Genomic DNA, 25,662 nt, shown 5'->3' with positions numbered 1-25,662 from the left:
GTTGATAACGCGCTATCATTAAATGTGGGAACTAGGTTTATTGACCTAGTTCTTTTGTTTTGCTAAAATCCTATCAACCTAGTAGGTGAGAGGAAGATTAATAACGTAAATACGGAGGATAAGAAATATGAAAAAATACTTACTATTAACATTGCTAGTTTTATCAACATTTTTACTTGTTGGCTGTGGCAAGGCCAAAGCCAGTGAATCAAAAGAGACCGTGAAGATTGCTTATCTTCCAATTACTCATTCACTTGCTGCTCTCGAGGAAGCTAAGGAACTTGAAGCTAGCGCAGATGGAAACATTCAGGTGGAGCTTGTTAAATATGGTTCTTGGCCAGAGCTTTTAGATGCCCTTAATTCAGGTCAGGTAGACGGCGCATCAGTACTTATCGAGCTTGCTATGAAATCAAAGGCAGAGGGCGTTGGAATTAAGGCAGTTGCACTTGGTCATAAGGATGGCAATGTAATTGTTGTTTCAAATGATGTAAAAGATGGTGCTGATTTAAAAGGTCGCACAATTGCAATCCCTCACAGACAGTCATCACACAATATTTTGGTTAATCTAGCCTTGGAGGAAAATGGCTTAACAATAGATGATATCAATGTAGTGGAGCTCGCTCCTACAGAGATGCCTTCAGCACTTGCTGCAGGAACAATTGATGGATATTGCGTTGCAGAACCATTTGGCGCTATGGGCGTATCAATTGGAGCTGGCAAGGTTTTATATGAATCAAATGAACTTTGGGAAGATAGTGCATGCTGCGCACTTGTCCTCACTGACAAGTTTATAGATGAGAGACCAGAAGCAGCCAAGGAATACGTAGAGCAGTACAAGGCAGCTGGAAATGCTCTTACTGAGGAAGAGGCCAAGGCAGTTGCAAAAGAGTATTTAAATCAGAAGGATGATGTTCTTGATATTTCACTTCAGTGGATTTCTTATGATGACCTTGAGATAACAGAGGAAGTATATGATTCACTTGTTGAAAAGGTTAAGAAATATGGATTGAGTGATAATCCACCAGCTTACGAAGATTTTGTATTAAGTGATTTCTAGAGATTCAAAGGTAAGGGAGAATAAAAATGAAAAAGATTCTTTCAGTCAGATATGTAATAGTATCCATTCTAATATTAATAGGAATTTGGCAGGTATTATTTTTAGTTAGTGATTACAGTGATGCCTTGTTTCCATCACCACTTATGGCATTTTCGGCCTTGATTGAGATGATTACATCAGGTCAGCTTTTTGAATCAATACTTACAAGTATGGGAAGATTCATAATTGGTTATGGATTGTCTGTAATTATTGCTGTAGTTCTTGGGCTTATTCTTGGAAGCCTTCCAAAGGTTTTCAATTATGTTAATCCAACACTTCAGCTACTTAGACCTATTTCTCCAACAGCATGGATGCCATTTGTAGTTCTGCTGTTTGGTATTGGCGATTTGCCAGCTATAGTGATTATTTTTATTGCAGCATTTTTCCCAGTATTACTTTCTACTGTATCAGCTGTAATGAAGATAGATGATATCTATTTTAGAGTATCTGAGAATTTTGGAATAAAGCAGCCAAAACTTATGTGGAAGGTTATTCTTCCTGCTGCATTTCCGCAGATTGCAAATTCAATTCATCTAGCCCTAGGAAGTGCATGGATTTTTCTTGTAGCTGGTGAGATGGTAGGAGCCCAGTCGGGACTTGGATATCAGATTATCGATGCGAGAAATAATGTAAGAGCTGACATTTTGCTTGCAACAATTCTTGTTATTGGATTGATAGGATTACTATTAGACTTTTTAATTGGACTTTTAGAAAAGAGAATCCTTAGAGCTTGGGGAGGTGAAAACTAATGTCATATATTCATATTGAAAATGCAGGTAAGACATTTACGGAAAATGGACAGGAGTTTATAGCTCTTTCAGGCGTAAATCTTGATATTGAAAAGGGAGAGTTCATTTGCCTTTTGGGACCTTCAGGATGTGGTAAAAGTACACTTTTAAATGCTATTGCAGGATTTGATCTTGCTAATCAAGGTAATGTGCAGATTGATGGTGTGGATGTCACATTGCCTAGCCCAAAGAACGTTACTATTTTCCAAAACTATGGCCTATTGCCATGGAGAACAGTTATTAAAAATATAGAACTTGGACTTGAGTCAAAGGGGATTGATAAGAAAACAAGAAGAGAGATAGCTCTTAAATATTTAAAGCTTGTAAAGCTAGAAGATTTTGCAAATAGTTTTCCAAGGCAGTTGTCAGGAGGAATGAAGCAGCGTGTTGCCATTGCAAGAGCCCTTGCGGTTGAGCCGGATATCATTTTCATGGATGAGCCGTTTGGTGCTTTGGATGCAATCACTCGAATGAAGCTCCAGGATGATATTTTGGATATATGCAAAAGCGAAAAGAAGACAATTATTTTTGTTACCCATGATATTGAAGAGGCAGTATATCTTGCTGATAGAGTTGTAGTTATGACACCTAATCCTGGCAAAGTAAAGGGTGTTTTGACTGTGCCACTTCATCATTTCAGAGATAGAACAAGTGGAGATTTTCTTCTTGTTAGAGATAAGATCTTTGATTTGCTTAACATGAAGATGGAAGACAATATTGAATACACAATCTAATAGTTTTTAGTTTAGTAAAGGGAGATAGAAAATGAGCGAAACAAATTCAAAAGAACACTGTCACAATCATTCACATGAACACGACCATTCACATGAACATAATCATTCTCATAAGCATGGGGTGGACCATATCCATTCTCACAGAAATTTAATTGGTTTTGATGAGCACGGTATTCCAACTGTCACACTTAAGGCCAGTGACCATGGTGGAGAAAGTGATCCTGCTGATTTTACAAAGGATTATATGAATGCTGTGCAGGAATACAGAAAGACATTCCCATCTAAGCAGGATGTTATCGAGCAGACACCAGACCCTGCAGTAAGAGAGATGCTTCTTAGAATGGAGCAGTTAGGAATTGATACTGCCTTTGATAGATTCGATGCTCAAAAGCCACAGTGTAACTTTGGTCTTTGTGGTACTTGCTGCAAAATTTGTAATATGGGTCCATGTCGTATTACTCCAAAGGCACCAAAGGGTGTGTGCGGTGCTGACGCTGATTTAATCGTTGCAAGAAATCTTCTTCGTTCTGCTGCGGCAGGTGCAGCTCAGCATGGTATGCATGCTAGAGAGGTAATGCTTGCACTTAAAAAGGCAGCAGAGGGCGAACTTGATGTGCCAATTTTAGGTGAGCAGAAAATCAGAGCTACAGCTGAGGCCTTTGGTATCAGACAAAAGAATAGACAGATTAAAAATGTGGCAAAGGATTTGGCAGATGCACTTTTAGAGGATTTGTCTAGAACAGTCCCTGCTAAATATAAGACTATCGAGGCCTGCGCATTGCCTGAGAGAAAAAAGGTGTGGAAGGACCTTGATATTTTACCTATCAGTGCTTACCACGAAGTGTTTGAAGCTTATCATAAATCAGGCTGCGCCACTGACGGAGACTGGAAGAGTATCATGCAGCAATTTTTGCGTTGCGGACTTGCATTTACATTCTCAGGTGTTGTTGGTGCATCAATTGCTACAGACTCACTTTTTGGTGTTGGAGATAGAGTAACATCAAAGGTCAATATAGGAGCGCTTAAGAAGGGCTATGTAAATATAGCTGTTCACGGACATTTGCCACTTCTTGTAAGTGAAATTGTAAAGGCTGGAAAGCGTGAAGATTTAATTGAGCTTGCTAAGTCAAAGGGAGCAAAGGGAATTCGTTTTTACGGTATTTGCTGCTCAGGACTTTCTGCTATGTATAGAGATAGTGGTGTTATTCCTCTATCTAATGCTGTATCTGCAGAGCTTGTTCTTGGAACAGGTGCTCTTGACCTTTGGGTGGCAGATGTACAGGATGTATTCCCATCTATAATGGATGTGGCAAAGTGCTTTAAGACTGCAGTTATTACTACAAGTGAGTCAGCAAGACTTCCTGGTGCAGAGAGATTTGAATACGATCATCATCATAGCAATCTTTCTGAAACTAAGTCACTTGCAGAGAGAATTGTTCGTCGCGCCATTGAAAGCTTTGAGGAGAGAAAGGGCATCCCTGTATTTATCCCTCCATTTGAAGTGGAGGCTGAGGTAGGATTTTCAGTTGAATATATTCACAAGAGATTTGGCAGCATGAAGCCACTTGCTGAGGCTATCAAGTCGGGACAGATTCTTGGTGTTGTAAATATGGTTGGATGTAACAATCCAAAGGTACTATATGAAAAGTGTATTGTAGATGTAGCTGATGAGCTTCTCAAGAATAATGTGCTTATCATAACAAATGGATGTGCGTCATTCCCTCTTATGAAACTTGGGTATTGTGCTATTTCTGGAAAGGAAAAAGCAGGGGAATCTCTAAGAGAGTTCTTAGAGCCTGATTTGCCACCAGTATGGCATGTGGGAGAATGTATCGATAATACTCGTTCTACTGGAATTTTTGCAGGAATTGCAGGTGAGCTTAAGAAAGATTTATACGAGCTTCCATTTGCATTCTCCTCACCAGAATGGGGCAATGAAAAGGGTATTGATGCGGCACTTGGATTTAGACTTAATGGTATCAATTCTTATCATTGTGTTGAGGCGCCAATATATGGTTCTCAAAATGTAATCGAGTTCTTAAAGCATGGAACAAAGGAATTATTAGGTTCTACTATGAACGTAAATACGGATCCAGTAGCTCTTGCAAAGCAAATTGTTGCTGATATGAAGGAAAAACGAAAGGCTCTTGGCTGGGATTAGTGAAAAATCAGTGAATTTTGTAAAAGAAATGTGAATTAATACGTGATATGACGCTAATGAGTTATAATTATTACCAGTGAAAGATGATATGTGATATTTCTATAACGAAATATTATTGCTTTGAAAGGAGACCTGTTATGTGGACTATTGGGGAAGTTAAAAGTATCGGAAAGGCAGCCTTTAAGGCTAACTATTGGAAATGTGTTTTGGTAGCATTGATTCTAGGGGTTGTATCAGGTGGTGCAACTTATACTATCAAGAATAGGGGTGATTATGATCCTAGAGAAGTTGCTAATGCCATATTTTCTGGATTATCGGCTGAGGAAATGAGTGCGTTAATGGCATTCTTTGGTGGATTGGTTGGAATGGCATTATTAATTGGTTTCTTGATTCAGATTTTTATTAAGAATCCACTTCAGGTTGGCTGCTATAGATTCTTCAAGAAAAATGTAGAAGATGGTCAGGCTGAGCTAGGAATTATCGGTGAAGGCTTTGGGGATTACGGACGTGTTTTTGTCACTCTTTTATTGAGAGATATATTCTTGTGCCTATGGTCATTGCTATTCTTAATTCCAGGAATCATCAAGATGTATTCTTACAGAATGGTTCCATATATTGTAAAGGATAATCCAGAACTTTCTGCAACAGAGGTTATTACAAAATCTCGTGAGATGATGAATGGCCATAAATGGAAAGCATTTCTACTTGATTTATCATTTATTGGTTGGATTTTCTTAGGTTTAATTACATGTGGTATTGTGTTTGTTTTCTGGACAGCACCTTATATGGAGAGCGCAGATGCAGCACTTTATGTTGAGCTTTCTAAATAACAATTTGTAGGTGTTAAGAACAATTGTTAAATAAGGATTTATAAGAACTATAGCTGGTTATAAATTCTATTGATAGCCGGCTATAGTTTTTTGTTATCGTTAAACCTATTGACCTAGTAGGTAATAACGTTTATGATTACATCAACATAAAACAAAAGCAAACAAAAAGAAAGGCAGGCAGTACAAATGAAGCAGTTATTAATTGATTTTGTAAGACATAATTTTAGAGTAGAGCGAATGCAGTTTTGTTGCTGTAGTCGATGTTGTTAATAAAAAGAAAATGAAAATTGATTGATTTGAAAAGGAGAAAATATTATGAGCAATTATAGATTTGAAACATTAGCACTTCACGTAGGACAGGAAAATCCAGATCCAGCATCTGATGCAAGAGCAGTACCTATTTACCAGACAACTTCATACGTATTTAGAAATTCACAGCATGCAGCTGACAGATTTGGGCTTGCAGATGCAGGTAACATTTACGGAAGACTTACTAATTCAACACAGGGTGTTTTAGAAGAGAGAGTTGCAGCAATCGAAGGTGGTACAGCAGCACTTGCAGTTGCATCTGGAGCAGCAGCTATCACATATACAATCGAGGCACTTGCTGCAGGCGGCGGACACATCGTAGCACAGAAGACAATCTACGGTGGTAGCTACAACCTCTTGGCTCACACACTTCCACAGTATGGAGTATCTGCTACATTCGTAGATGCTCACAACCTTAAGGAAGTTGAGGATGCTATTAAGGAAGACACAAAGGCAATCTATATTGAGACACTTGGAAATCCAAATTCAGATATTCCTGATATTGATGCACTTGCAGAAATCGCTCACCGCCATGACCTTCCACTTGTTGTTGATAACACATTTGGCGCAGCTTACTGGGTACGTCCAATCGAGCACGGTGCAGACATCGTAGTTCATTCAGCAACAAAGTTCTTTGGTGGTCACGGAACAACACTCGGCGGCGTTATCGTTGAGGCTGGTACATATGATTGGAAGAAGAGCGGAAAGTTCCCTGCAATCGCAGAGCCAAACCCAAGCTATCATGGTATTTCATTTGCAGATGCAACAGCACCAGCTGCATTTGTAACATATATCAGAGCAATCCTTCTTCGTGATACAGGAGCTACAATTTCTCCATTTAATGCATTCCTTCTTCTTCAGGGAATCGAGACACTTCCACTTCGTCTCGACAGACATGCAGAGAATACAGCAAAGGTTGTTGAGTTCCTTAAGAATCATCCAAAGGTTGCTAAGGTAAATCATCCATCACTTGAGGATCATCCAGATCACGAGCTTTATAAGAAGTACTTCCCTAAGAATGGTGGTAGTATCTTCACATTTGAAATCAAGGGCGGCAAGGAAGCAGCATATAAGTTTATTGACAATCTTGAGATTTTCTCAATCCTTGCAAATGTAGCAGACGTTAAGAGTCTTGTTATTCATCCAGCAACAACAACTCATTCTCAGCTTACAGAGGAAGAGCTTTTAGATCAGGGTATTACACAGTCTACAATCAGACTTTCAATTGGTACAGAGCATATTGATGATATCATCGAGGATCTTGAGAAGGGCTTTGCAGCCATCGATGGTGTTAGCAGCGTAGGTACAGATTCAAATTCAAATACAAAGGCCGTTTAATTTAAATAGCGGATAAACACATTAAGTTGTATACTAAAAATAGTTTTTTTACACGGAGGTTATGTTATGGCAAACATTTACAAGAGCGCATCAGAGCTCATCGGCAACACACCACTTGTAGAGGTGACAAATATTGAGAAGGAACTTGGCCTTGAGGCAAAGGTTTTAGTTAAGCTTGAGTACTTCAATCCAGCAGGTTCAGTAAAGGATAGAGTAGCACTTGCTATGATCGAGGATGCTGAGCAGAAGGGCCAGCTTAAGGAAGGTTCAGTTATCATCGAGCCTACATCAGGTAACACAGGTATTGGTCTTGCAGCTATCGCTGCAGCAAAGGGATACAGAGCTATCCTTACAATGCCTGAGACAATGTCAGTAGAGCGTAGAAATATTCTTAAGGCTTACGGTGCAGAAATCGTTCTCACAGAGGGCTCAAAGGGTATGAAAGGCGCTATCGCAAAGGCTGAGGAGCTTGCTGCTGAAATCGAAGGCAGCTTCATCCCAGGTCAGTTCGTTAACCCTGCAAACTCAGCTGCTCATCGCAGCACTACTGGTCCAGAAATCTGGAAGGATACAGATGGACAGGTTGATCTTTTCATCGCAGGTGTAGGTACAGGCGGTACTGTAACAGGTGTTGGCGAGTACTTAAAGAGCCAGAATCCTAACGTTAAGGTAGTAGCACTTGAGCCAAAGGATTCTCCAGTTCTTTCAGAAGGCAAGGCTGGCGCTCACAAGATTCAGGGTATCGGTGCTGGTTTCGTTCCAGATGTACTTAATACAAAGATTTATGATGAAGTATTTGTAGCAGAGTCTGATGATGCATTTAAGGCTGCTAAGCTTCTTGCAAAGAAGGAAGGTATCTCAGTTGGTATTTCTTCAGGTGCTGCACTTCACGGTGCTATCGAGTACGCAAAGAAGCCAGAGAACAAGGGCAAGACAATCGTAGCTCTTCTTCCAGACTCAGGTGACCGTTACTATTCAACACCACTTTTCACTGAATAAAATGTAAATAATGATGAGCCTCTAGTAGACAGCAAGCTCTTAGATTTCTCAAGCGAATCGTGTTAGATGAGCGGAGAAATACTAAGGCTTGTAGTCGTAACTAGAGGCTATTTTATTGCATATAATGGGTGTTAGTGTGCTATAATAAAGGGCGTTTATAACTAACTATGATTAGAGGAGTCGAAACTTGGATTTAAGTAAACTTAATATTGGCAAAACTGCTACGGTTAAGGCAGTTGGAGGAAGCGGTGCCCTAAGGCAACATTTCCTTGATATGGGCATCATCCCCGGTTCAGATGTGTCCATGATTAAGTATGCACCAATGGGAGATCCTATAGAAATTCGTATTTCCGGATATGAGCTTACCATCAGACTGGCAGATGCTAAGCAAATAGAAATCGATAATATTAGGGATATATCTGGTGCGGATAGTGAGGCTATTCATGACCACGAGAAGCAAATAAAAGAAATACCTCATCCAGCCCTTGGCGAGGAGGCCGGCACCCATGATTATGAGGTGGAGCACAAGGCAAAGGCTGTTAACACAGGCATGCTTACTTTTGCTCTTGTAGGCAATCAGAATTGCGGTAAGACTACACTTTTTAATCAGCTTACAGGGGCTAACCAGCATGTGGGAAATTTCCCTGGAGTTACAGTTGATAGAAAAAGCGGTTCAATAAAGGGGCATCCTAATACTGAGGTGGTGGATTTACCTGGTATTTATTCTATGAGCCCTTATACCAGTGAGGAGATTGTCTCTCGTAGATTTGTCCTTGAAGAAAAGCCTACAGCTATTATTAATATTGTTGATGCTACAAATATAGAGAGAAATCTGTACCTTACTATGCAGCTTTTAGAGCTTGAAATACCTACTATTTTAGCCCTAAATATGATGGATGAAATGGCTGGTAATGGTGGTTCGGTACTTATTAATAAGCTGGAGGATTTGCTACAGATTCCTGTAGTTCCAATTTCTGCAGCCAAAAATGAGGGTATAGCTGAGCTTGTTTCTCATGCTATTCATATTGCTAAATACAATGAGAAACCAGGTCGCACGGATTTCTGTGGTAAGGAAGACCACAATGGAGCAGTTCACAGAGCCATTCATGGTGTTATGAGCCTTATAGAGGATCATGCAGAAAAGGCAGATATACCAATTCGTTTTGCTGCCACAAAGCTTTTAGAGGGGGATATGCTTGTATCTAAGGCATTGGGCCTAGATGAAAATGAGCAAGATACCCTTGAAAAAATCGTCCTTCAAATGGAAAAGGAACGTGGGCTTGATAGAGCGGCAGCTATGGCTGATATGCGATTTACATTTATAAACCGTATATGCGAAGAGACAGTTGTTAAGCCAAAGGAAAGCAGAGAGCATATCAGAAGTAGAAATCTAGATAGATTTTTCACCGGTAAGTGGACTGCAATCCCTGCATTTATAGGTATAATGGCTCTTGTTTTTTATTTGACATTCAATGTTATAGGAGCATTTTTGCAGGGATTACTGGAAGATGGAATAGGAGTGCTTACTGAGGCAGTGGATAAATTGCTTACTGCAGGTGATGTGGCTGCGCCTATTCATTCTCTTGTGATAGATGCCATATTTACAGGTGTTGGTTCTGTACTTAGCTTCGTACCTATTATTGTGGTACTTTATTTCTTTCTATCAATGCTTGAGGATAGTGGCTACATGGCACGAGTTGCTTTTGTAATGGACAAGCTTCTTAGAAGAATCGGTCTTTCCGGTCGAAGCATCGTGCCAATGCTTATCGGTTTTGGATGTTCTGTTCCTGCTATTATGTCTACAAGAACACTTCCATCTGATAGAGATAGAAAGATGACTCAGCTTTTGATTCCATTTATGAGCTGTAGTGCCAAGATGCCAATTTATGCATTTTTTGCAGCGGCATTTTTCCCTGATAGAGCTGCCCTTGTAATGGTGGGCTTATATATTATTGGAATAGTTGTTGCTGTGGTTGTTGCTCTTTGCAGCAAGAACACCTTATTTAAAGGGGAGGCAGTGCCATTTGTTATGGAACTTCCAAACTATCGTCTACCAGGACTTAAAAGCGTGTTAATGCTTATGTGGGATAAGGCTAAGGATTTCATACAAAGGGCCTTTACAGTTATTTTCCTTGGTACAATAGCAGTATGGTTCCTGCAGAACTTTAACTTCTATTTCCATATGGTTGAGTCATCTGAGGATAGTATTTTAGCAGCACTATCCGGAGTGCTTGCACCGATATTTATCCCGCTTGGATTTGGAAATTGGAAGATGGTTACTTCTTTGATTTCAGGATTCCTTGCAAAAGAAAGTGTGGTTTCAATGATAACTGTACTTTATGGTGGGATGTCTGGCATGCAATCAGAGATTACTCCGCTGACAGCATTTGTATTTTTGATTTTCTGCCTGCTCTACACACCATGTGTGGCAGCTATAGCAGCAGAAAAAAGAGAAGCTGGCCGCAAGGCTGCACTGAAGATGGTTATTTTCCAATGTGCAGTAGCATGGCTTGTAGCTTTCCTAGTTAGAGCAGTAGGACTTGCGTTAGGATTAAACTAGAATATTTTTTATTTTAGGGTTGGATTTTTGGATCCAACCCTTTTTATATAGACTAAATGGCTATTTTTCTGGGTGTAAATGATTCATCGACAGCAATTATTGAAAAAGATATTGAAGAAAATCTTTTCTTTGGGTTAAATAATTATAGTGTTCGTTTTAAAGGGGGATTAAATAATGGATGCATATGATTTTGGAAAGTTTGTTTATGAATGTAGAAAAGAGCAAGGACTATCTCAAACAGAATTAGGAGAGAAAGTTTCTGTTACAGGAAAGGCAGTTAGCCGATGGGAGCGTGGAGTTGGATATCCAGATATCACACTCTTAGAGCCTCTTTCAGTAGCATTGGGGGTGACAATTATGGAATTAATGAAGTCAAGTAAAGGTGATGATTCAATGACAAGTGAAGAAGAAATCAATATGCTAAATGAGACTATTACATATTTAAAGAAACAAAAGAAGGTAGCTAAGATTAAATGCTCTATAGTATGTGTTTTAGTGCTTATAACAGTTGTTATGGGTGATATTTTAGCTTGTAGATATGTTGATAATTTGTGGTTGAGAGGCGGATTCATATTTTTATTAACATGGACCGGTTGGGCATCTGGTTTCTTAATGAGAAGTTATTTGTTCTATTAATTTAATTGATATCACTATTTTTAAGGGCGGTTCATCTTGGACTGCCCTTATTATTATGTTAAAATCTTTAGCAGAGTAAAGTGAGGATATAAATCTATATCAAGTAGGAGAGTATAAATGGAGATTAAGCAATTAAAATATTTTGTTGTCTCTGCAGATGTGGGCTCTTTTAGTGAGGCGGCCAAGGTGCTTTTTACAACACAGTCAAGTGTAAGCAAGGTGGTGTCTTCGCTTGAAAGTGAGCTAGAGTATCCTCTGTTTAAGAGGGAGAGCAGAGGCATATCTCTTACAGAAAAGGGCAAGGCGTTTTACCAAAAGGCCAGTCATATAGTTCTTGATTTTGATAGGTTGGAGAGTGAGAATTCCAATCTGCAGAAAAATGTTGTTAGGATTGGAATGAATCATAGCTCTTGGCTCTCAAATTGTTTTTCCAAGTTCTATGATAATCATAGGGATGAAGATGCTTGTTTTTATATTCATGCTGATAGCACTATGAATTTAATTGAGCGTATCAGACTGGATGATGATGAAATAGGATTTATATACGTATTTCCGGATTCGCGACCACAGATTGAATACATGATTAAGAAGTACAATCTTAGATTCGTTAGCTTAAAGGCAATGAATGGAATGGTTTACTTGCAACCAGAGGATATGGTAAATACGAATATTCCACAGGCTAAGAGCCTGAAGGGACTTAAGTTTATTCAGTCTGAGAATGATGAATATCTTAGATATGGTAAATGGACTACCTCTGATGGTGAGCTTATAGATATAAGTCAGGATATATCTGTTGTCACTAATAGTGATTATGTAATGCATTATATGCTAGAGAAGAATCACTTGGCTAATCTTAGCGCGGCTTCCTTTAACAGCTATGAAAGTGGCTATGGGCCGGGATTAGAGTTATTTAATGAGGGTGGCCAGATTGAGTTTGGATATTTGATAAATAGGGAATATACACCAGGGACTCTTGCACTAGAGTTTTTGGATTATGTTAGACATGCAATTGAGGAGTAGTATTAATGACGAGAAATGATTTTAGACAGTTACTTGAAAAGAGAACGGTATTTATTGATGGGGCTACAGGAACTGAGCTTCAAAAGAGGGGGATGCCGGCAGGAGTTTGTCCAGAAAAATGGATTCTTGATAATCCATGGGCAATTCAGGAGATTCAAAAGGCATATTATGAGGCTGGCTCAGATATAGTCCTTGCACCTACATTTACCGCTTCACCTATTAAGTTGGCAGAGTATGGTCTTGAAGATGACATGGTAGAGATGAATAGGGGACTTATTCGTCTTACAAGACAGGTGGCTCCTGAGGGTAAGTTTGTAGCTGCAGATATTTCAATGACTGGCAAGCAGCTTTATCCTCTTGGAGATTTGATGTTTGAGGATTTGGTTGATTGCTATAAGGCACAGGTAGAGGCGATTCTCTTAGAGGGAGTTGATCTTTTTGTAGTGGAGACAATGATGAGTCTTCAGGAGTGCCGAGCAGCTGTTCTTGCCATTAAGGAGTTATGTGATTTACCTATTATTGTATCTCTTACATATAATCCTGATGGAAAGACTCTATACGGCACATCTCCAGATACAGCCACTATTGTTTTGCAATCAATGGGTGTTGACTGCGTGGGAATGAACTGTAGTACAGGACCTGATGCTATGCTTGAGCTAGTTCAGCAGATGGCAAAGGTTGCAACAGTTCCTATCATTGTAAAGCCAAATGCAGGTCTTCCTGAGCTTGAAAATGGTAAGACTGTATATAAGATGACTCCAGAGGAGTTTACAGATGCTAGTGAGAAATTATATGAGGCAGGAGCGTCCCTTTTTGGTGGATGCTGTGGCTCTACACCAGACCATATTAGAGCACTTGTATCTAGGCTTAAGGACAAGCCTGTTCATGAAATTATAGATAGACCACTTCGTGTAGTTACATCAGAGAGAAAAAATACATGGATTGATTTAGATGGTCCATTTATGGTTATTGGCGAGAGAATTAATCCTACTGGTAAGAAAAAGTTCCAGGAGACTCTTAAGAATGGTTCGCTTTCTATGGTTGTTGATTTTGCCAGAGAGCAGGAAGAAAGAGGCGCCAACATTCTCGATGTCAACATGGGTATGAATGGTATCGATGAAAAGCAGATGATGATTGATAGTATATATGAGGTTACATCAGCGGTTGATTTACCTCTCTGTCTTGATACTAGTCATGTGGATGTTATGGAGGCAGCTCTTCGTATATATCCAGGTCGTGCTCTTATTAATTCTATTTCAGCAGAGGAAGAGAAAATGATTCCTATGCTAAAGCTGGCTAAGAAATATGGAGCTATGTTTATCACACTTCCTCTTTCAGGAGCAGGACTTCCAAAGGATATAGAGGAGAAGAAGCAGCATATTAATACAGTTCTTACTAATGCTGTAGCGCTAGGACTTAAAAAAGAGGATGCTGTTGTTGACGTACTTGTACAGACAGTAGGTGCTGAGGGTACAGCAGGCTTACAGTGCTTTGAGACAATAGAATATTGTAAATACGAATTGGGACTTCCTACCGTTTGCGGCCTTTCAAACATTTCATTTGGTATGCCTAATAGACAGTTTGTTAATACAACATACCTTACTATAGCTGTTAGTAAGGGACTTACTATGGCTATTGCAAACCCAAATCAGGAAATGCTTATGTATTGCGCTGCAGCGGCAGATACTCTTATGAATAAGGCAGGGGCTCTAGAGAAGTATTCTTCGCTTCCTGTTGTTGAGACTAAGGCTGCGACTGCTTCTGCAGGAGCTGGTGCTCAGGCTTCAGGTGGAGGACTATCTGTTGCCAATGCCTGCGATGGTGTGAGCCCAATAGCAGAGTGTGTAATTAAGGGGAAAAAGGACCAGATTGTTTCAGAGATTCAAAAGGTTTTGGATGAAGGCATGGATCCTCAGGTTATTATAGAGGAGCACTTAATCAAGGGAATCAATGTGGTAGGCGAGCTCTACGATAAAAAGAAATATTTCCTTCCACAGCTTATAGCTGGTGCTAATGCTATGGAGCTTGGCATGAAACATATTGAACCACTTCTTGCCAGTGCGGATGGGGAGTCGAAGGCTACAATAGTTATAGCTACAGTAGAGGGTGATATACACGATATTGGTAAGAACCTTGTGGCGCTTATGCTTAAGAACTACGGGTACAATGTTATTGACTTAGGCAAAGATGTACCTGCTGAGACTATCATAGATAAGGCTGTGGAGGTTAATGCTGATATTATCGGGCTATCTGCTCTTATGACTACTACTATGATGCGTATGGATGACGTGGTTAAGCTTGCTAAGGAAAAGGGCTGTCACGCTCAGATTATCATTGGCGGAGCATGTATTAATGAATCATTTAGAGACGAGATAAATGCAGATGGTTATTCTGCAGATGCAGCAGAGGCTGTAAAACTTGTGCAGAATCTAATGACCAAGTTTGCATAGTTAACAATAGGAGAGTTAATGGAAGAAATTAAGCATAAAAGAAGGGTAAGATACTCTGGAAAATATCCTAAGAAATTCGAGGAGAAATACAAAGAACACAATCCTGAAAAATACAAGGATACAATAGAGCATGTTATCAGTAAGGGCTCCACTCCTGCTGGTATGCATATTTCTATTATGGTAAATGAGATACTTGATTTTTTACAGATTAAGCCCGGACAACAGGGACTTGATTGTACTTTAGGATATGGTGGACATACTAGAAAGATGCTAGAGCAGCTTGATGGTAATGGATGTATCTATGGACTGGATGTGGATCCTATTGAATCTAAAAAGACTGTGGAGAGGCTTAGAAATGCCGGCTTTGGAGAGGATAACTTTCAGTTTAGGCTCATTAATTTTGCAAATATAGATAAGGTGGCAGAAGAGGTAGGCCAATTTGATTTTGTATTAGCCGACCTGGGAGTATCATCTATGCAGATAGATAATCCCCAGAGGGGTTTCTCATACAAGATAGATGGACCATTAGATTTGCGACTTGACCCTGAACATGGTGAGAGTGCGGCTCAGCGTCTTCGCAGTATTACTGAGGAAGAGTTCGTAGGGATGATGATTGAAAACTCTGATGAGCCTTACGCTGAGGAGATAGCTCACAAGGTATTTACACTTATGTCAAAGGGCAATCCTATGGATACCACAACAGCCCTTCGTGAGGCAATAACAGAGGCTCTTTGGAAGGTCCCAAAGGAGGAAAAGGACCAGGCTATTAAAAAGAGCTGCGCCAGAGTATTTCAGGCGTTACGTATAGACGTTAACAGTGAATTTGAGGTGCTTTATTCATTCCTAGAAAAGCTGCCTAGTGTACTTAAGCCAGGAGGAAGAGCAGCCATCCTTACTTTCCATTCAGGAGAGGATAGACTTGTGAAAAAGTCATTTAAAGAGCTTGCCCGTCAGGGAGTGTATTCAGAGGTATCATCAGATGTGATTCGTCCATCGGCAGAGGAGTGTAGAATTAATCCTCGTAGTAAATCTACTAAGATGCGTTGGGCGATTAAGAAATAATTAGGGATATTAAATGGGAATACATATTTCTTTTAAAAAATTACAAAAATATTACGGCTTGCACTTTAATGTGCAGGCCTTTTTTGTTAAAATAATAAAGGTTATGTAAATACCCAATAATGATAAAAATAATAATTTATATGTGAGGGAGGAAAAGTCATGGGATTAATTAAGGCTTTTACAGGCTCAGTTTCAGGAGAACTAGCTAACCAGTGGAAGGAACTTTTTGTATGCGACTCTATGGATAACAGTGTGTTATTAAAGAGAGCAGAGCACAAGGTTTCTGGTCGTAGTACAAATACTAAAGGAGATCAGGATGTTATTACAAAGGGGTCAGTAGTTATCGTTAACGAAGGACAGTGTGCTCTTTTAGTAGATAGCGGTAAGATTATTGATTTAGCTGCAGAGCCAGGTGCTTACGAGTGGGAGGACAATGGTTCAGCTTCTATTTTTGCAGGCAATTTTGCAGCAGTATTTAAGGAGTTTGGCAGAAGATTCACATTTGGTGGAGAGAAGCCAGTGCAGCAGCGTGTATATTTTGTTAATACAAAGGATATTATTGGTCTTAAGTTCGGTACACCAAGCCCAATCCTTTTTAGAATTTTAGATCAGAATATTGGTCTTGATATGGATACAAACCTCAAGTGCAATGGTAACTACAGCCTTCAGGTTACAGATCCTACTCAGCTTTATTCTACACTTGCTGGTAATGTTAAGGATGAGTACACTATCGAGGATGTTCAGGATCAGCTTAGAGCTACATTTATTCAGGCTCTTCAGCCAGCTCTTGGCAAGCTTTCCGCTATGGGCATCAGACCATCAGGCATTCCTAGCTACACTAAGGAAATCTCTGAAGCAATGGCAGATGAGCTTGATCATGATTGGACAGAAAAATACGGTCTTGCTATTACATCCGTTCAGATTCTTTCTACAACAATTCCAGAAGAGGATGCAGCAACTCTTAAGGAGCTTCAGAAGACAGGTGCACTTCGTTCTCAGGCAATGGCAGGTGCTACACTTGTACAGGCTCAGGCTGAGGCTATGAAGGCAGCTGCTTCTAATGAAAATGGTGCAGCAATGGGATTCTTTGGAATGAACATGGCTATGCAGGCAGGTGGAGCCAATGGTGCAGATTTATTAAATGCAGGTGCACAGTCTGGTCAGCCACAGGGACAGCCTATGCCACAGGCTCAGCCAGGTCAGTTCAATGAGGTTCAGTCACAGGGACAGGCACCAGCCGGTAGATGGTTCTGTCCAAATTGTGGTAATGAAAACTTTGGCAATTTCTGTGTAAATTGTGGAACAAAGAGACCATAGATTATTCGGGGAGATTGATTTATGGCTACAATGTTTCCTTGCCCTAATTGCGGAGGGCAGCTTAGATATTCAATTAAGGACAAGCAATTAAAATGTATGTCATGTGGAGAGCTTACTGATGTTGAACAGTACAAGCCTGATGACAGGATAAATGCTGATTCTGTTAACACCAAAATCTACACATGTCCTACATGTAATGGCGAGATTCAGTTAATTGATAATGATGGTATGGAATTTTGTCCGTTTTGCGGCAATCAGGTAACTATGCAGGAGCATTTCTCAACTGAGGGTGCTCCTAAGTATGTGTTGCCCTTTATGATTGATAAACAGGAAGCAAAGCAGAGTTACGTTAGAAATACAATTGATATTTCATTTGCCCCTACTGGGCTAAATGATGATGCTAATGTAGAAAAACTGGTTCCTCTTTATACTCCATATTATCTCTATGATTACAATATTCATGACAAAATAAGTTATAGAGCAGAGAGATATGAGACCACTTCTCAGTACTATGTTACCTACAAAGCCAACATAAAGGTAGACATGGATCTTGATCATTTAAAGGTACCTTTCGATGCTTCACAAGCTTTAGATGATGAGATTGCAGAAAAACTTGAACCATTTCCTATGGAGAAGCTTAAGCCTTTTAATCCTAATTATTTAGCTGGCTTTTTTGTAGAGAATTCAACTGTTGAGAAGGATTTGTATAAGGATGATTCTGAGCACAAGGCGGTGGATTATCTCACATATAAATCTCTAGATAATAGTAATAATTACAGTCCTGAGTTTGGTTCTAAAAACGAAATTAAGAACAATATCTCATCAAGTATTAAATACAATGATACTGAAGGGGCTTATTTACCACTTTATTTCATGACCACCCGATACGGTGATAGAGTTGCATATTCTATTATAAATGGAGCTACTGGTCAGACATATCTTGATATGCCTATTGAGAAGCGAAAGATGTTTATAGCAGGTGCATTTGCTTCTCTTGGTATATTTGCATTACTGGTTTGCCTCAGTTTCCTCTTTAACTTTAGTTTCAAAGTTAAGACTCTTTGTTTGTTTAGTGCCTTTATGTCATCTGTGATTGCATATATTGGAGCAGGTCTAGCTAACAAGACCTATCGCTCTGACAATCATTTGGACGATAAGGGATACTACATGAACAATGCCAATCTGGATGAAGAGCACAGAGTAAATGGTAAAAAAGAATACTATGCAGACAAAATGAGAAAGTCAAAGCCTTTTGGCCATCCGGGCCAGATTTTAGGATTAGTTGCGTCTGCTATAGCAATTTTTGTAGTTTTTCAGCTTGCTACAGGAAATTTTGGATTTATAGAGTGGTTATTTTATGGCTTGTCACAGGTTAGTTCTGGTGGAACTAATTATCTTGGTATAATTGGTTATATTGCAACCGGTGTAATCATACTTATAGCCATGTTTAAAGTTGGCAAGGGCAAAAAGACAGTTTTGTTTTTAGGTATTTTAAGTTGGATATTGGCAGTTGCCATTAGAATAATTAATAATCCTGATGATTTATTCTATTATGGAGCGTTGATTATCGTATTTACGATACTTGTTATTTCTATAAATGCAATAGTAGATGAGTACAATAGATCAGCGACTCATCCATCTCCTCATTTTGAAAGAAAAGGAGGTGGCCTTGAAAATGCGAGAAATTAAAAGAATTTTAATGATAGTTGCAGTTGCTCTTGCATTTGCGATGCCTCTTTCTGTAAGGGCTGCATCAGACAATGTATCTATTCAGGATGATGCTAACCTTCTTTCAGAATCAGAAGAGCAGGAATTATATAATTATCTTTCTTCATTAGATGATGGAATAAACTATATTGCAGTTACAGCTGAAGACTCAAATTTCAATGATACTGATTCTACTTTAGAGTATTATTATTCAAATACTTTCTCAAAATATGAAGATGGAATCGCATTCATTATTGATATGTATCATCGCGAGGTATATATCCAGGGATATGGAGATGTGCAGAAACAGTTAAGAAGTGATGATTGTACAGATATCACGGATAATATATATCGCTATGCTTCAAGGCAAGAGTATTTTGACTGTATCAAAATGGCCTTTACCCAGGCAGATACAATTGTAAATAAGGGATTTATCTTAAGACCTATGAGATTTATTGTTTCATTCCTTATTTCTATTATCTTGGGATACTTCTTTGTATTTAGAAGAGCTATGAGGCAAAGAGCTAAATTTGCTCCTTATGGAGATATTGCATCAACAGTTGTTACGGTAGGTGCACCTATTGCTGGCACTGTTATGGTTTATGATACTATTCGCAGACATCGAAGCAGTGATAGCGGAGGAAGCTCCGGAGGCTTTGGTGGAGGTGGCTTCAGTGGAGGCGGAGGCGGCTTCAGCGGCGGAGGTGGCGGCGGCCACTCCGGTGGAGGACATAGCTTCTAAAAAGTTGTATTTAATGATAATATAGTGGGCGCAGGCATTGTCCTGCGCCTTTAATAATCTAAAAGTTAAACGTGATTTTCAGCCAATTATACAAATAAAAAAAAGTATTGCGAATATTAAATATTTGGTTGACAATACAGGCACCCTTTGTTATATTTATCTAGTCGCTTGAAGCGGTAACAATCGCGAAAAGCTCTGGGATCTTAGCTCAGCTGGGAGAGCATCTGCCTTACAAGCAGAGGGTCACAGGTTCGAGCCCTGTAGGTCCCATTCAAAATCAAATATTTAGTTATTGAGGCGAGATAGCTCAGTTGGCTAGAGCACGCGGTTCATACCCGCGGTGTCGAGGGTTCGAATCCCCCTCTCGCTACGCAACAAGAAGGAATCCGAATGGATTCCTTTTTTTGTTGCGTAGCGGAGGGGGATTCTATACTTAATCAAACCACGGGTCTCCCGCGATGTTGAGGGGCGAGCGTGGTCCAGTGGACCACATGGTTGCGAGCCGACCGGAGCGAAGCGAAGAATCGAATCCCCCTCTCGCACAAAGAATAAAAGCTAGACCAAAAGCTTAGGCCTTTTTTATTGGATTTTGTTCCTTAATACTATATACTCTTCCTAAAAGATTTGTTGCAAATTAGGGCAATATATAACAAGTAGCAAATATGCATTCTATAACTAATGTGTCGAGGATGTTTATGATGTTGTAGTTTTGGAGGAAATAAGCATGATATTACATACAGACAGATTAATTCTTAGATCTTGGGAAGAGAAAGACGCTGAGGATTTATATAAATATGCTAGTCATCCAGAGGTTGGACCAATTGCTGGCTGGCCAGTACATACTAGTGTGGAAAATAGTCGCGAAGTAATTCGAGACGTTTTATCTGCGCCTGATACCTATGCAATGGTATTAAAGGAAACAGGTCATCCTGTTGGAAGCATAGGTCTTATGGTTGGAGAAGCAAGTAATCTTCATGTACCTGATAATGAAGGTGAAATTGGCTATTGGATTGGTGTGCCTTACTGGGGGCAGGGATTAGTGCCTGAAGCTGTACGTGAGATAATGAGATACGGCTTTGAAGATAAGCAGCTTGATAAGATATGGTGCGGGTATTTTGAGGGAAATACAAAGTCTAAACGTGTTCAAGAAAAATGTGGATTCCATTTTCATCACACAGCAGATAATGTTCCTTGTGCAATAGAGGGTGTATTTAGAACTGAGCAGGTTAATTGCATTTCTAAAGAGGAATGGAATTTTCAAAACTAGGCATTATATATTGGTCAAAGATACCAGAGTTATTACAGTATGTTGTAGATAAGAAATGTTACAAAAGGAGAGTAGTGGCTTGATTAAAGGAATTCATCATATTTCTATGAAGTGTGAAACAGAAGAAGAACTAGTGAGAGTTAAAGAGTTTTATATGGACATTTTAGGTTTAAAAATCTGCCGTGAATGGGATGGTGGATTGATGCTTGATACTGGTAATGGATTGATTGAGATATTTACAAATCAAGCTGGTGAGCATCAGCTTGGTGTCATAAGACACATAGCCTTACTTACAGAGGATGTTGATGGCATCGTTATAAAAGTAAGAGAGGCTGGCTATGAAGTATTTGTTGAGCCTAATGATGTGGACATTCCAGCAAACCCTGTATATCCAATTAGAATGGCGTTTTGCTATGGACCATTAGGGGAACAGATAGAGTTCTTTTGTGAGAGATAGAATGAAAAAAATAAAAGCTAGACCATTTGGTCTACACTCTGAGAGAGGTTTCTTTTTGGAACCTCTCTTTTAATAGAAAAGGTTTTAAATATTTTATTATTCTTCAGAAGTAGGTAAATAGACGAAATCCTTGCGAAAGAATTGTAATCCCGATGTTTTATGTGCTTGTAATTCAGGAAACTAAGTAGTATTATTATACCCAGAAATAACATTTGAAAAGGATTAATATTTGCATTATGAGAAGAAATATTATTAGAAATTTATGGGCATTATTTATTCTGTTTTATATTATTTTTATGTTTGTAGATACATGTATTTTATTTTCAGCTAGATTTATTGGGGTGAATCAAAACACAGAATATGTTTTGTCATTAGTAAAGTTATTTATAGTGATGTTGATGTATATTAGTTCACGGATGTTATTGGGGGTTAAGGCACAGTCAATATTAAAACCTATAAGAAAAATATTGATAATTGATCTTATAATTGGGATTTTTGTCCCATTAATTGGAAATGTTGAAGATGATTTTATATGGGCTGTTTTGTGGGTATGTATTTTATTTACCTTCAGATATTATTATGAATGTAAACTATTTCTTAATGCGCGCAAGAAAATTACAGTCGTTTACGAACGCGCTGGTAGTTTGTATAGTAGAAAAAATTATAAATTAACCAATATGAGTTACAGATATATTTTTGTTTCTATTGTATTATATGTCGCTTTTCTATTAATGGGGGTAAGTGCTATATTTATTTACCTTATTGGAATTGTAGGTGTAGTTAGGTTGATTATTGAAATCAATTTTACTATTAATTTCTTGCAAGCATCTAAGATATATGGTCCGCTTAGAAATAGTACAATTTTAGAATATTGCGATTTAGATGATCGTGAGGGGTATTTTAGGACATATTATAATATATATAATAAATATCCTGAATTTACATTAAGAACGAAAATAGGCTGTTTCTTTGCAAAGATTGTTAAACCACAAATCATATATCCGGTTTTGTTGGGCGTGGTAATAATTCTTATAGTTGGAAGATTTCGTTATTCTTCAGAGGAAGTTGTAACTTCGCTTTCAAATGGATATGAATTATATTTCACTTCTAATTCTTTGCCTTTATGGACGGGGTTAGACGATAATCGTTATGGAATACGAAATAATGAAAAAGGATATGATAGCGGTTTAATATATGATCGCAAATTAGAGTATGACAGAACTGGGATTGCATGGTATAAGGACCGTTTTATTGACTATGAAGGTAATACGAAAGTTCAACTTGATTTAGATATTTATACCAAGGAGATTCCTAATAGAGAAAAGTTACTTCCAGCATATTCATTTGTTGTAAAGGGATGGATATACGTGGATGAGCCAATACAACAAAAAGAGGATAATTCATCAATAAAGATTGTTGTGGCTACTCAACCTAAGCCATATTCTGGATTAGGACTTCTAGGACACTCCGATGATGAAGAAGATACTGATTCTAAGGAAGAAAGTGTACCTGAAAATGAGAAAAAAACTAAGAAACAATTACGTATTAATAGTTTCTTTATTATGAATGATGAAAATAACTATTTTGAAGGGGGGCATGCTCAGTTCTATTCATCATATTTAAATGGATTAGGTTACATAGATGAAACGGGAAAAACTATTGTTTATCCAGAGTATATATATATATCGGATATTGATGCCTGTGATTATAGAAAGGAAAATCCATATGAATATATGGAAAATGTATATGCAATTGATAGGTTTGGTAGGACATCAGTTATAGATACCGGTACGGGAGATGTTATCTTATCAAGGCTTGATAGTAATATTTATTTAGTTGATTTGAGTTATAGCGCTCTCAGTGACGATAATTATTATTACAGGTTGATTAAGGTCTATAATCGGAAAGAAGATAGATGCCAGTATTATGATCTTCATGGAAATGAAGTAGTGTTTAAAGACACTAGTTTTACGGATCGTGATGGGGAATTGGTGACAATAAATACTGATACTGCATCAATTTTAGGCGATGATGTGTGGACTCTAATTGATGATTCCGGTAATTCTCTTTTTTATTTCTTAAAGAAAAATGACGAGTATTATGATGATTTATATTATATCTATGATAAGGATGGAAATATTTTGGTGAAAGAGTCGCTATGCGATTACAAAATAATCACATTAGACGATGGGACAAACTGTTTTCCTGCATTGACTTTAGATAATAAACCTGTTCTTATTTATATGAATGGAAAAATGACAGAGTATGATTTTTATGTGGAAAAATTTTTCAGGGATGATGATCATAATGTAATTTTTGAAGTTCGCAATAATTCAGATGATGATGGGGAAACATTTTATATAGATGCCTATGGAAATATTATTGAACCTAATCTTTCAGAGTAGATATTTGTCTAATAAGTTTTCGGTTATGCTGGTGTAGTGTATCTCCAAGAAACTTTCCCAATCCCTCTTAATGAGGTATACTATACAGGTATATAAAGGGGATTGGAGAGATATCATGAAGAAGAGATTATTATCATTTATATTATTAGGAACAGTTTGTTTTTCATTTGTGGCATGTGGACAAAAGAGCAAGAAGGCAGATTCTGACAAAGCAGAAGAGACAGCTACTGAGGCATCTAGTGATGATGAGGCTGAAAAAGTAGAGGAAGATGCAGATGCTGTTGTAGAAGTAATTGAGGGATATAGTCATACACCAGAGTATGATGAGGCACTTGCTAACGCTGATGTTTACGGCGGTACAGATGGAAAGACTTACGATGACTATAAGAGTGCTTATACCGCGGCTATAGCTGATGTGGAGGCTAATTCTCCTCAGTATAGTTTTACATATTCGCTTATTTATGTGAATGAAGACGATATTCCTGAATTAGTATGCAATTCAAATGATGAGACATTTGGTATTTACCTCATTTCATATCACGATGGAAGCCTTAATTACGCACTTACTAGCGGAACAGAGTTTACCTATATAGAAAAAGAGAATATTGTAGACAATACAGGCATAGTACTAGGAGCATATTATGATAATCTTCTTGCTATAAGAGATGGACAGTGGGTACTTCTTGGATATGGTGAGAAGGGTACTTCTGATCCATGGGCAGAGGATAGCTTCGATGAGAATGGTGAGCCTATTGTAGATACCTGGACATGGGATGAGGATTATCTTAAAAATGATGCTGATTATAATGCAACCTTAGAGCTTTATTACGCTTCTGATGCTGCCAAGTCAGTGGATAATTATGTATCAAAGGACGAAATATTAAAGCAAATCAACGGTGAGCAGGAATAGATTATTTAGATTATGCTAAAGGACAAGGATATTAGAGAGTCACTTTTTGACTATCTTGAAAAAGAATATAAAAAAGCAAGATTTTTCGAAGAGAAAATGATTGGTAAATCAAGAGCGGATGTGGTTATGGTAATTACATCCGCTTTAGTTGGTATAGAGATTAAATCTGACGCAGACACATACGCTAGACTTGAGAGTCAGATAAAGGATTATGATAAGTACTTTGATTACAATATTGTAGTGGCAGGAGGTAGCCATGGCCTTCATGTAGGCGAACATGTGCCTGAGCACTGGGGAATTATCACAGTGGATGAAGTGGATGGAAAGCCTGATTTTTATTTTTTAAAAAGACCTGAAATAAACAAAAAGGCAAAGCTTCAAAGAAAGCTTGAACTGCTGTGGAGACCAGAGTTAGGGATGATTCTTGAAAAATTTGGATTGCCTAAATATGCAAATCAAAGCAAGCCTTTTGTCAGGAAAAAACTTATAGAGTTCACTAAGATGCCACTTACAAATGCTGAGATAACTAGAATAAAAAGGGCGGCTAAATTAGAAGGGGTAGAGCCTGTTATACCTGAGAGCAGACTAGATGAAAATGAATTGTCTGCTACTATAAGTGAGCTTTTGTTTGAAAGAGATTATGAGAAGCTGTTATCGGAAATTAATGAATTTAGAAAAGCAAGGAATCCAAGGCGTAGGGGGGCCAAGAAATCCACTAGTGTGAAAAGGATTAGAAGACGAAATAAGAACAGCAAATAAAGGCGTAAGAATTGTCAGAATGCTGTTTAAATAAAAAGATAAATAATCTTTTAATTTTTGCTTTTCATTTGTAAATTGATGTGTTATTATCTATGCATAAAAATTCAGCAAAGGG

General features: G+C 38.4%; 20 protein-coding genes and 2 tRNA genes. All 22 read left to right on the top strand.

What is annotated here, in order from left to right:
- Nucleotides 1-127: 127 nt before the first annotated feature.
- Nucleotides 128-1,057 (top strand): ABC transporter substrate-binding protein, encoded by a 930-nt coding sequence (locus F0Q01_RS05830; RefSeq protein WP_090487179.1) that lies wholly within the window; start codon nucleotides 128-130, stop codon nucleotides 1,055-1,057.
- A gap of 26 nt (nucleotides 1,058-1,083) precedes the next feature.
- Nucleotides 1,084-1,845: an ABC transporter permease gene (locus F0Q01_RS05825; RefSeq protein ID WP_090487176.1), complete on the top strand. Its 762-nt coding sequence runs from the start codon at nucleotides 1,084-1,086 to the stop codon at nucleotides 1,843-1,845.
- A complete protein-coding gene (locus tag F0Q01_RS05820; protein ID WP_090487173.1) occupies nucleotides 1,845-2,618 on the top strand; it encodes an ABC transporter ATP-binding protein in 774 nt (257 codons plus the stop codon). The genes F0Q01_RS05825 and F0Q01_RS05820 overlap by 1 nt, the downstream gene beginning before the upstream one ends.
- Before the next feature lie 31 nt (nucleotides 2,619-2,649).
- Complete coding sequence (gene cooS, locus F0Q01_RS05815; protein WP_090487170.1) at nucleotides 2,650-4,779, top strand: anaerobic carbon-monoxide dehydrogenase catalytic subunit; 2,130 nt, start codon at nucleotides 2,650-2,652, stop codon at nucleotides 4,777-4,779.
- 137 nt (nucleotides 4,780-4,916) lie between these two features.
- Nucleotides 4,917-5,609, top strand: a complete 693-nt coding sequence (locus F0Q01_RS05810) for a DUF975 family protein (protein WP_163927166.1) — start codon at nucleotides 4,917-4,919, stop codon at nucleotides 5,607-5,609.
- A gap of 315 nt (nucleotides 5,610-5,924) precedes the next feature.
- The gene (locus tag F0Q01_RS05805) at nucleotides 5,925-7,256 is read left to right on the top strand and encodes an O-acetylhomoserine aminocarboxypropyltransferase/cysteine synthase family protein (protein WP_090149157.1); all 1,332 of its coding nucleotides are present in this window, start codon (nucleotides 5,925-5,927) and stop codon (nucleotides 7,254-7,256) included.
- Between the two features lie 66 nt (nucleotides 7,257-7,322).
- Nucleotides 7,323-8,255, top strand: coding sequence for a cysteine synthase A (cysK, locus tag F0Q01_RS05800; RefSeq protein ID WP_090149160.1), 933 nt, complete (start codon nucleotides 7,323-7,325; stop codon nucleotides 8,253-8,255).
- A 187-nt stretch (nucleotides 8,256-8,442) separates the two neighbouring features.
- The gene (gene feoB, locus F0Q01_RS05795; protein ID WP_090487164.1) at nucleotides 8,443-10,815 is read left to right on the top strand and encodes a ferrous iron transport protein B; all 2,373 of its coding nucleotides are present in this window, start codon (nucleotides 8,443-8,445) and stop codon (nucleotides 10,813-10,815) included.
- Between the two features lie 174 nt (nucleotides 10,816-10,989).
- Nucleotides 10,990-11,451, top strand: a complete 462-nt coding sequence (locus F0Q01_RS05790) for a helix-turn-helix domain-containing protein (RefSeq protein WP_090487161.1) — start codon at nucleotides 10,990-10,992, stop codon at nucleotides 11,449-11,451.
- A 117-nt stretch (nucleotides 11,452-11,568) separates the two neighbouring features.
- Nucleotides 11,569-12,471: a LysR family transcriptional regulator gene (locus F0Q01_RS05785; protein WP_090487158.1), complete on the top strand. Its 903-nt coding sequence runs from the start codon at nucleotides 11,569-11,571 to the stop codon at nucleotides 12,469-12,471.
- A 5-nt stretch (nucleotides 12,472-12,476) separates the two neighbouring features.
- On the top strand, nucleotides 12,477-14,921 hold the full coding sequence (locus F0Q01_RS05780; RefSeq protein WP_090487155.1) for a homocysteine S-methyltransferase family protein: 2,445 nt from the start codon (nucleotides 12,477-12,479) through the stop codon (nucleotides 14,919-14,921).
- Nucleotides 14,922-14,939: 18 nt separating this feature from the next.
- Nucleotides 14,940-15,983, top strand: coding sequence for a 16S rRNA (cytosine(1402)-N(4))-methyltransferase RsmH (rsmH, locus tag F0Q01_RS05775; protein ID WP_090487152.1), 1,044 nt, complete (start codon nucleotides 14,940-14,942; stop codon nucleotides 15,981-15,983).
- A 159-nt stretch (nucleotides 15,984-16,142) separates the two neighbouring features.
- Nucleotides 16,143-17,300: an SPFH domain-containing protein gene (locus F0Q01_RS05770; protein WP_090149174.1), complete on the top strand. Its 1,158-nt coding sequence runs from the start codon at nucleotides 16,143-16,145 to the stop codon at nucleotides 17,298-17,300.
- A 21-nt stretch (nucleotides 17,301-17,321) separates the two neighbouring features.
- Entirely contained in the window at nucleotides 17,322-18,989 is a 1,668-nt protein-coding gene (locus tag F0Q01_RS05765; RefSeq protein WP_090487149.1) for a hypothetical protein, read from the top strand.
- The gene (locus tag F0Q01_RS05760; protein ID WP_163927164.1) at nucleotides 18,976-19,749 is read left to right on the top strand and encodes a TPM domain-containing protein; all 774 of its coding nucleotides are present in this window, start codon (nucleotides 18,976-18,978) and stop codon (nucleotides 19,747-19,749) included. Before F0Q01_RS05765 ends, F0Q01_RS05760 begins: the two co-directional genes overlap by 14 nt.
- A 197-nt stretch (nucleotides 19,750-19,946) precedes the next feature.
- A tRNA-Val gene (locus F0Q01_RS05755) sits at nucleotides 19,947-20,019 on the top strand.
- A 26-nt stretch (nucleotides 20,020-20,045) separates the two neighbouring features.
- Nucleotides 20,046-20,119 (top strand) — tRNA-Met (locus F0Q01_RS05750).
- 354 nt (nucleotides 20,120-20,473) lie between these two features.
- Complete coding sequence (locus F0Q01_RS05745; RefSeq protein WP_090487143.1) at nucleotides 20,474-21,016, top strand: GNAT family N-acetyltransferase; 543 nt, start codon at nucleotides 20,474-20,476, stop codon at nucleotides 21,014-21,016.
- A 79-nt stretch (nucleotides 21,017-21,095) separates the two neighbouring features.
- Nucleotides 21,096-21,473: a VOC family protein gene (locus tag F0Q01_RS05740; RefSeq protein ID WP_242869188.1), complete on the top strand. Its 378-nt coding sequence runs from the start codon at nucleotides 21,096-21,098 to the stop codon at nucleotides 21,471-21,473.
- Between the two features lie 236 nt (nucleotides 21,474-21,709).
- Nucleotides 21,710-23,878, top strand: a complete 2,169-nt coding sequence (locus tag F0Q01_RS05735) for a hypothetical protein (protein ID WP_090487140.1) — start codon at nucleotides 21,710-21,712, stop codon at nucleotides 23,876-23,878.
- Nucleotides 23,879-23,993: 115 nt separating this feature from the next.
- Complete coding sequence (locus tag F0Q01_RS05730) at nucleotides 23,994-24,788, top strand: hypothetical protein (protein ID WP_090487137.1); 795 nt, start codon at nucleotides 23,994-23,996, stop codon at nucleotides 24,786-24,788.
- A 12-nt stretch (nucleotides 24,789-24,800) separates the two neighbouring features.
- Complete coding sequence (locus F0Q01_RS05725) at nucleotides 24,801-25,547, top strand: sce7726 family protein (RefSeq protein ID WP_090487134.1); 747 nt, start codon at nucleotides 24,801-24,803, stop codon at nucleotides 25,545-25,547.
- The last annotated feature ends 115 nt before the right edge of the window (nucleotides 25,548-25,662 follow it).

Source organism: Pseudobutyrivibrio xylanivorans (assembly GCF_010906925.1).
Classification (GTDB): domain Bacteria; phylum Bacillota; class Clostridia; order Lachnospirales; family Lachnospiraceae; genus Pseudobutyrivibrio.
This window is presented reverse-complemented; position numbering and strand designations above follow the sequence as displayed.

Bases quoted from the DNA above. Each gene is read 5' to 3' on its own strand.
- F0Q01_RS05725 (WP_090487134.1), top strand. From the start codon at position 24,801: ATGCTAAAGGACAAGGATATTAGAGAGTCACTTTTTGACTATCTTGAA.
- cysK (WP_090149160.1), top strand. From the start codon at position 7,323: ATGGCAAACATTTACAAGAGCGCATCAGAGCTCATCGGCAACACACCA.
- F0Q01_RS05745 (WP_090487143.1), top strand. From the start codon at position 20,474: ATGATATTACATACAGACAGATTAATTCTTAGATCTTGGGAAGAGAAA.
- F0Q01_RS05765 (WP_090487149.1), top strand. From the start codon at position 17,322: ATGGCTACAATGTTTCCTTGCCCTAATTGCGGAGGGCAGCTTAGATAT.
- F0Q01_RS05770 (WP_090149174.1), top strand. From the start codon at position 16,143: ATGGGATTAATTAAGGCTTTTACAGGCTCAGTTTCAGGAGAACTAGCT.
- F0Q01_RS05735 (WP_090487140.1), top strand. From the start codon at position 21,710: ATGAGAAGAAATATTATTAGAAATTTATGGGCATTATTTATTCTGTTT.
- F0Q01_RS05825 (WP_090487176.1), top strand. From the start codon at position 1,084: ATGAAAAAGATTCTTTCAGTCAGATATGTAATAGTATCCATTCTAATA.
- F0Q01_RS05810 (WP_163927166.1), top strand. From the start codon at position 4,917: ATGTGGACTATTGGGGAAGTTAAAAGTATCGGAAAGGCAGCCTTTAAG.
- F0Q01_RS05790 (WP_090487161.1), top strand. From the start codon at position 10,990: ATGGATGCATATGATTTTGGAAAGTTTGTTTATGAATGTAGAAAAGAG.
- rsmH (WP_090487152.1), top strand. From the start codon at position 14,940: ATGGAAGAAATTAAGCATAAAAGAAGGGTAAGATACTCTGGAAAATAT.
- F0Q01_RS05830 (WP_090487179.1), top strand. From the start codon at position 128: ATGAAAAAATACTTACTATTAACATTGCTAGTTTTATCAACATTTTTA.
- F0Q01_RS05820 (WP_090487173.1), top strand. From the start codon at position 1,845: ATGTCATATATTCATATTGAAAATGCAGGTAAGACATTTACGGAAAAT.
- F0Q01_RS05805 (WP_090149157.1), top strand. From the start codon at position 5,925: ATGAGCAATTATAGATTTGAAACATTAGCACTTCACGTAGGACAGGAA.
- F0Q01_RS05785 (WP_090487158.1), top strand. From the start codon at position 11,569: ATGGAGATTAAGCAATTAAAATATTTTGTTGTCTCTGCAGATGTGGGC.
- F0Q01_RS05760 (WP_163927164.1), top strand. From the start codon at position 18,976: ATGCGAGAAATTAAAAGAATTTTAATGATAGTTGCAGTTGCTCTTGCA.
- cooS (WP_090487170.1), top strand. From the start codon at position 2,650: ATGAGCGAAACAAATTCAAAAGAACACTGTCACAATCATTCACATGAA.
- F0Q01_RS05780 (WP_090487155.1), top strand. From the start codon at position 12,477: ATGACGAGAAATGATTTTAGACAGTTACTTGAAAAGAGAACGGTATTT.
- F0Q01_RS05730 (WP_090487137.1), top strand. From the start codon at position 23,994: ATGAAGAAGAGATTATTATCATTTATATTATTAGGAACAGTTTGTTTT.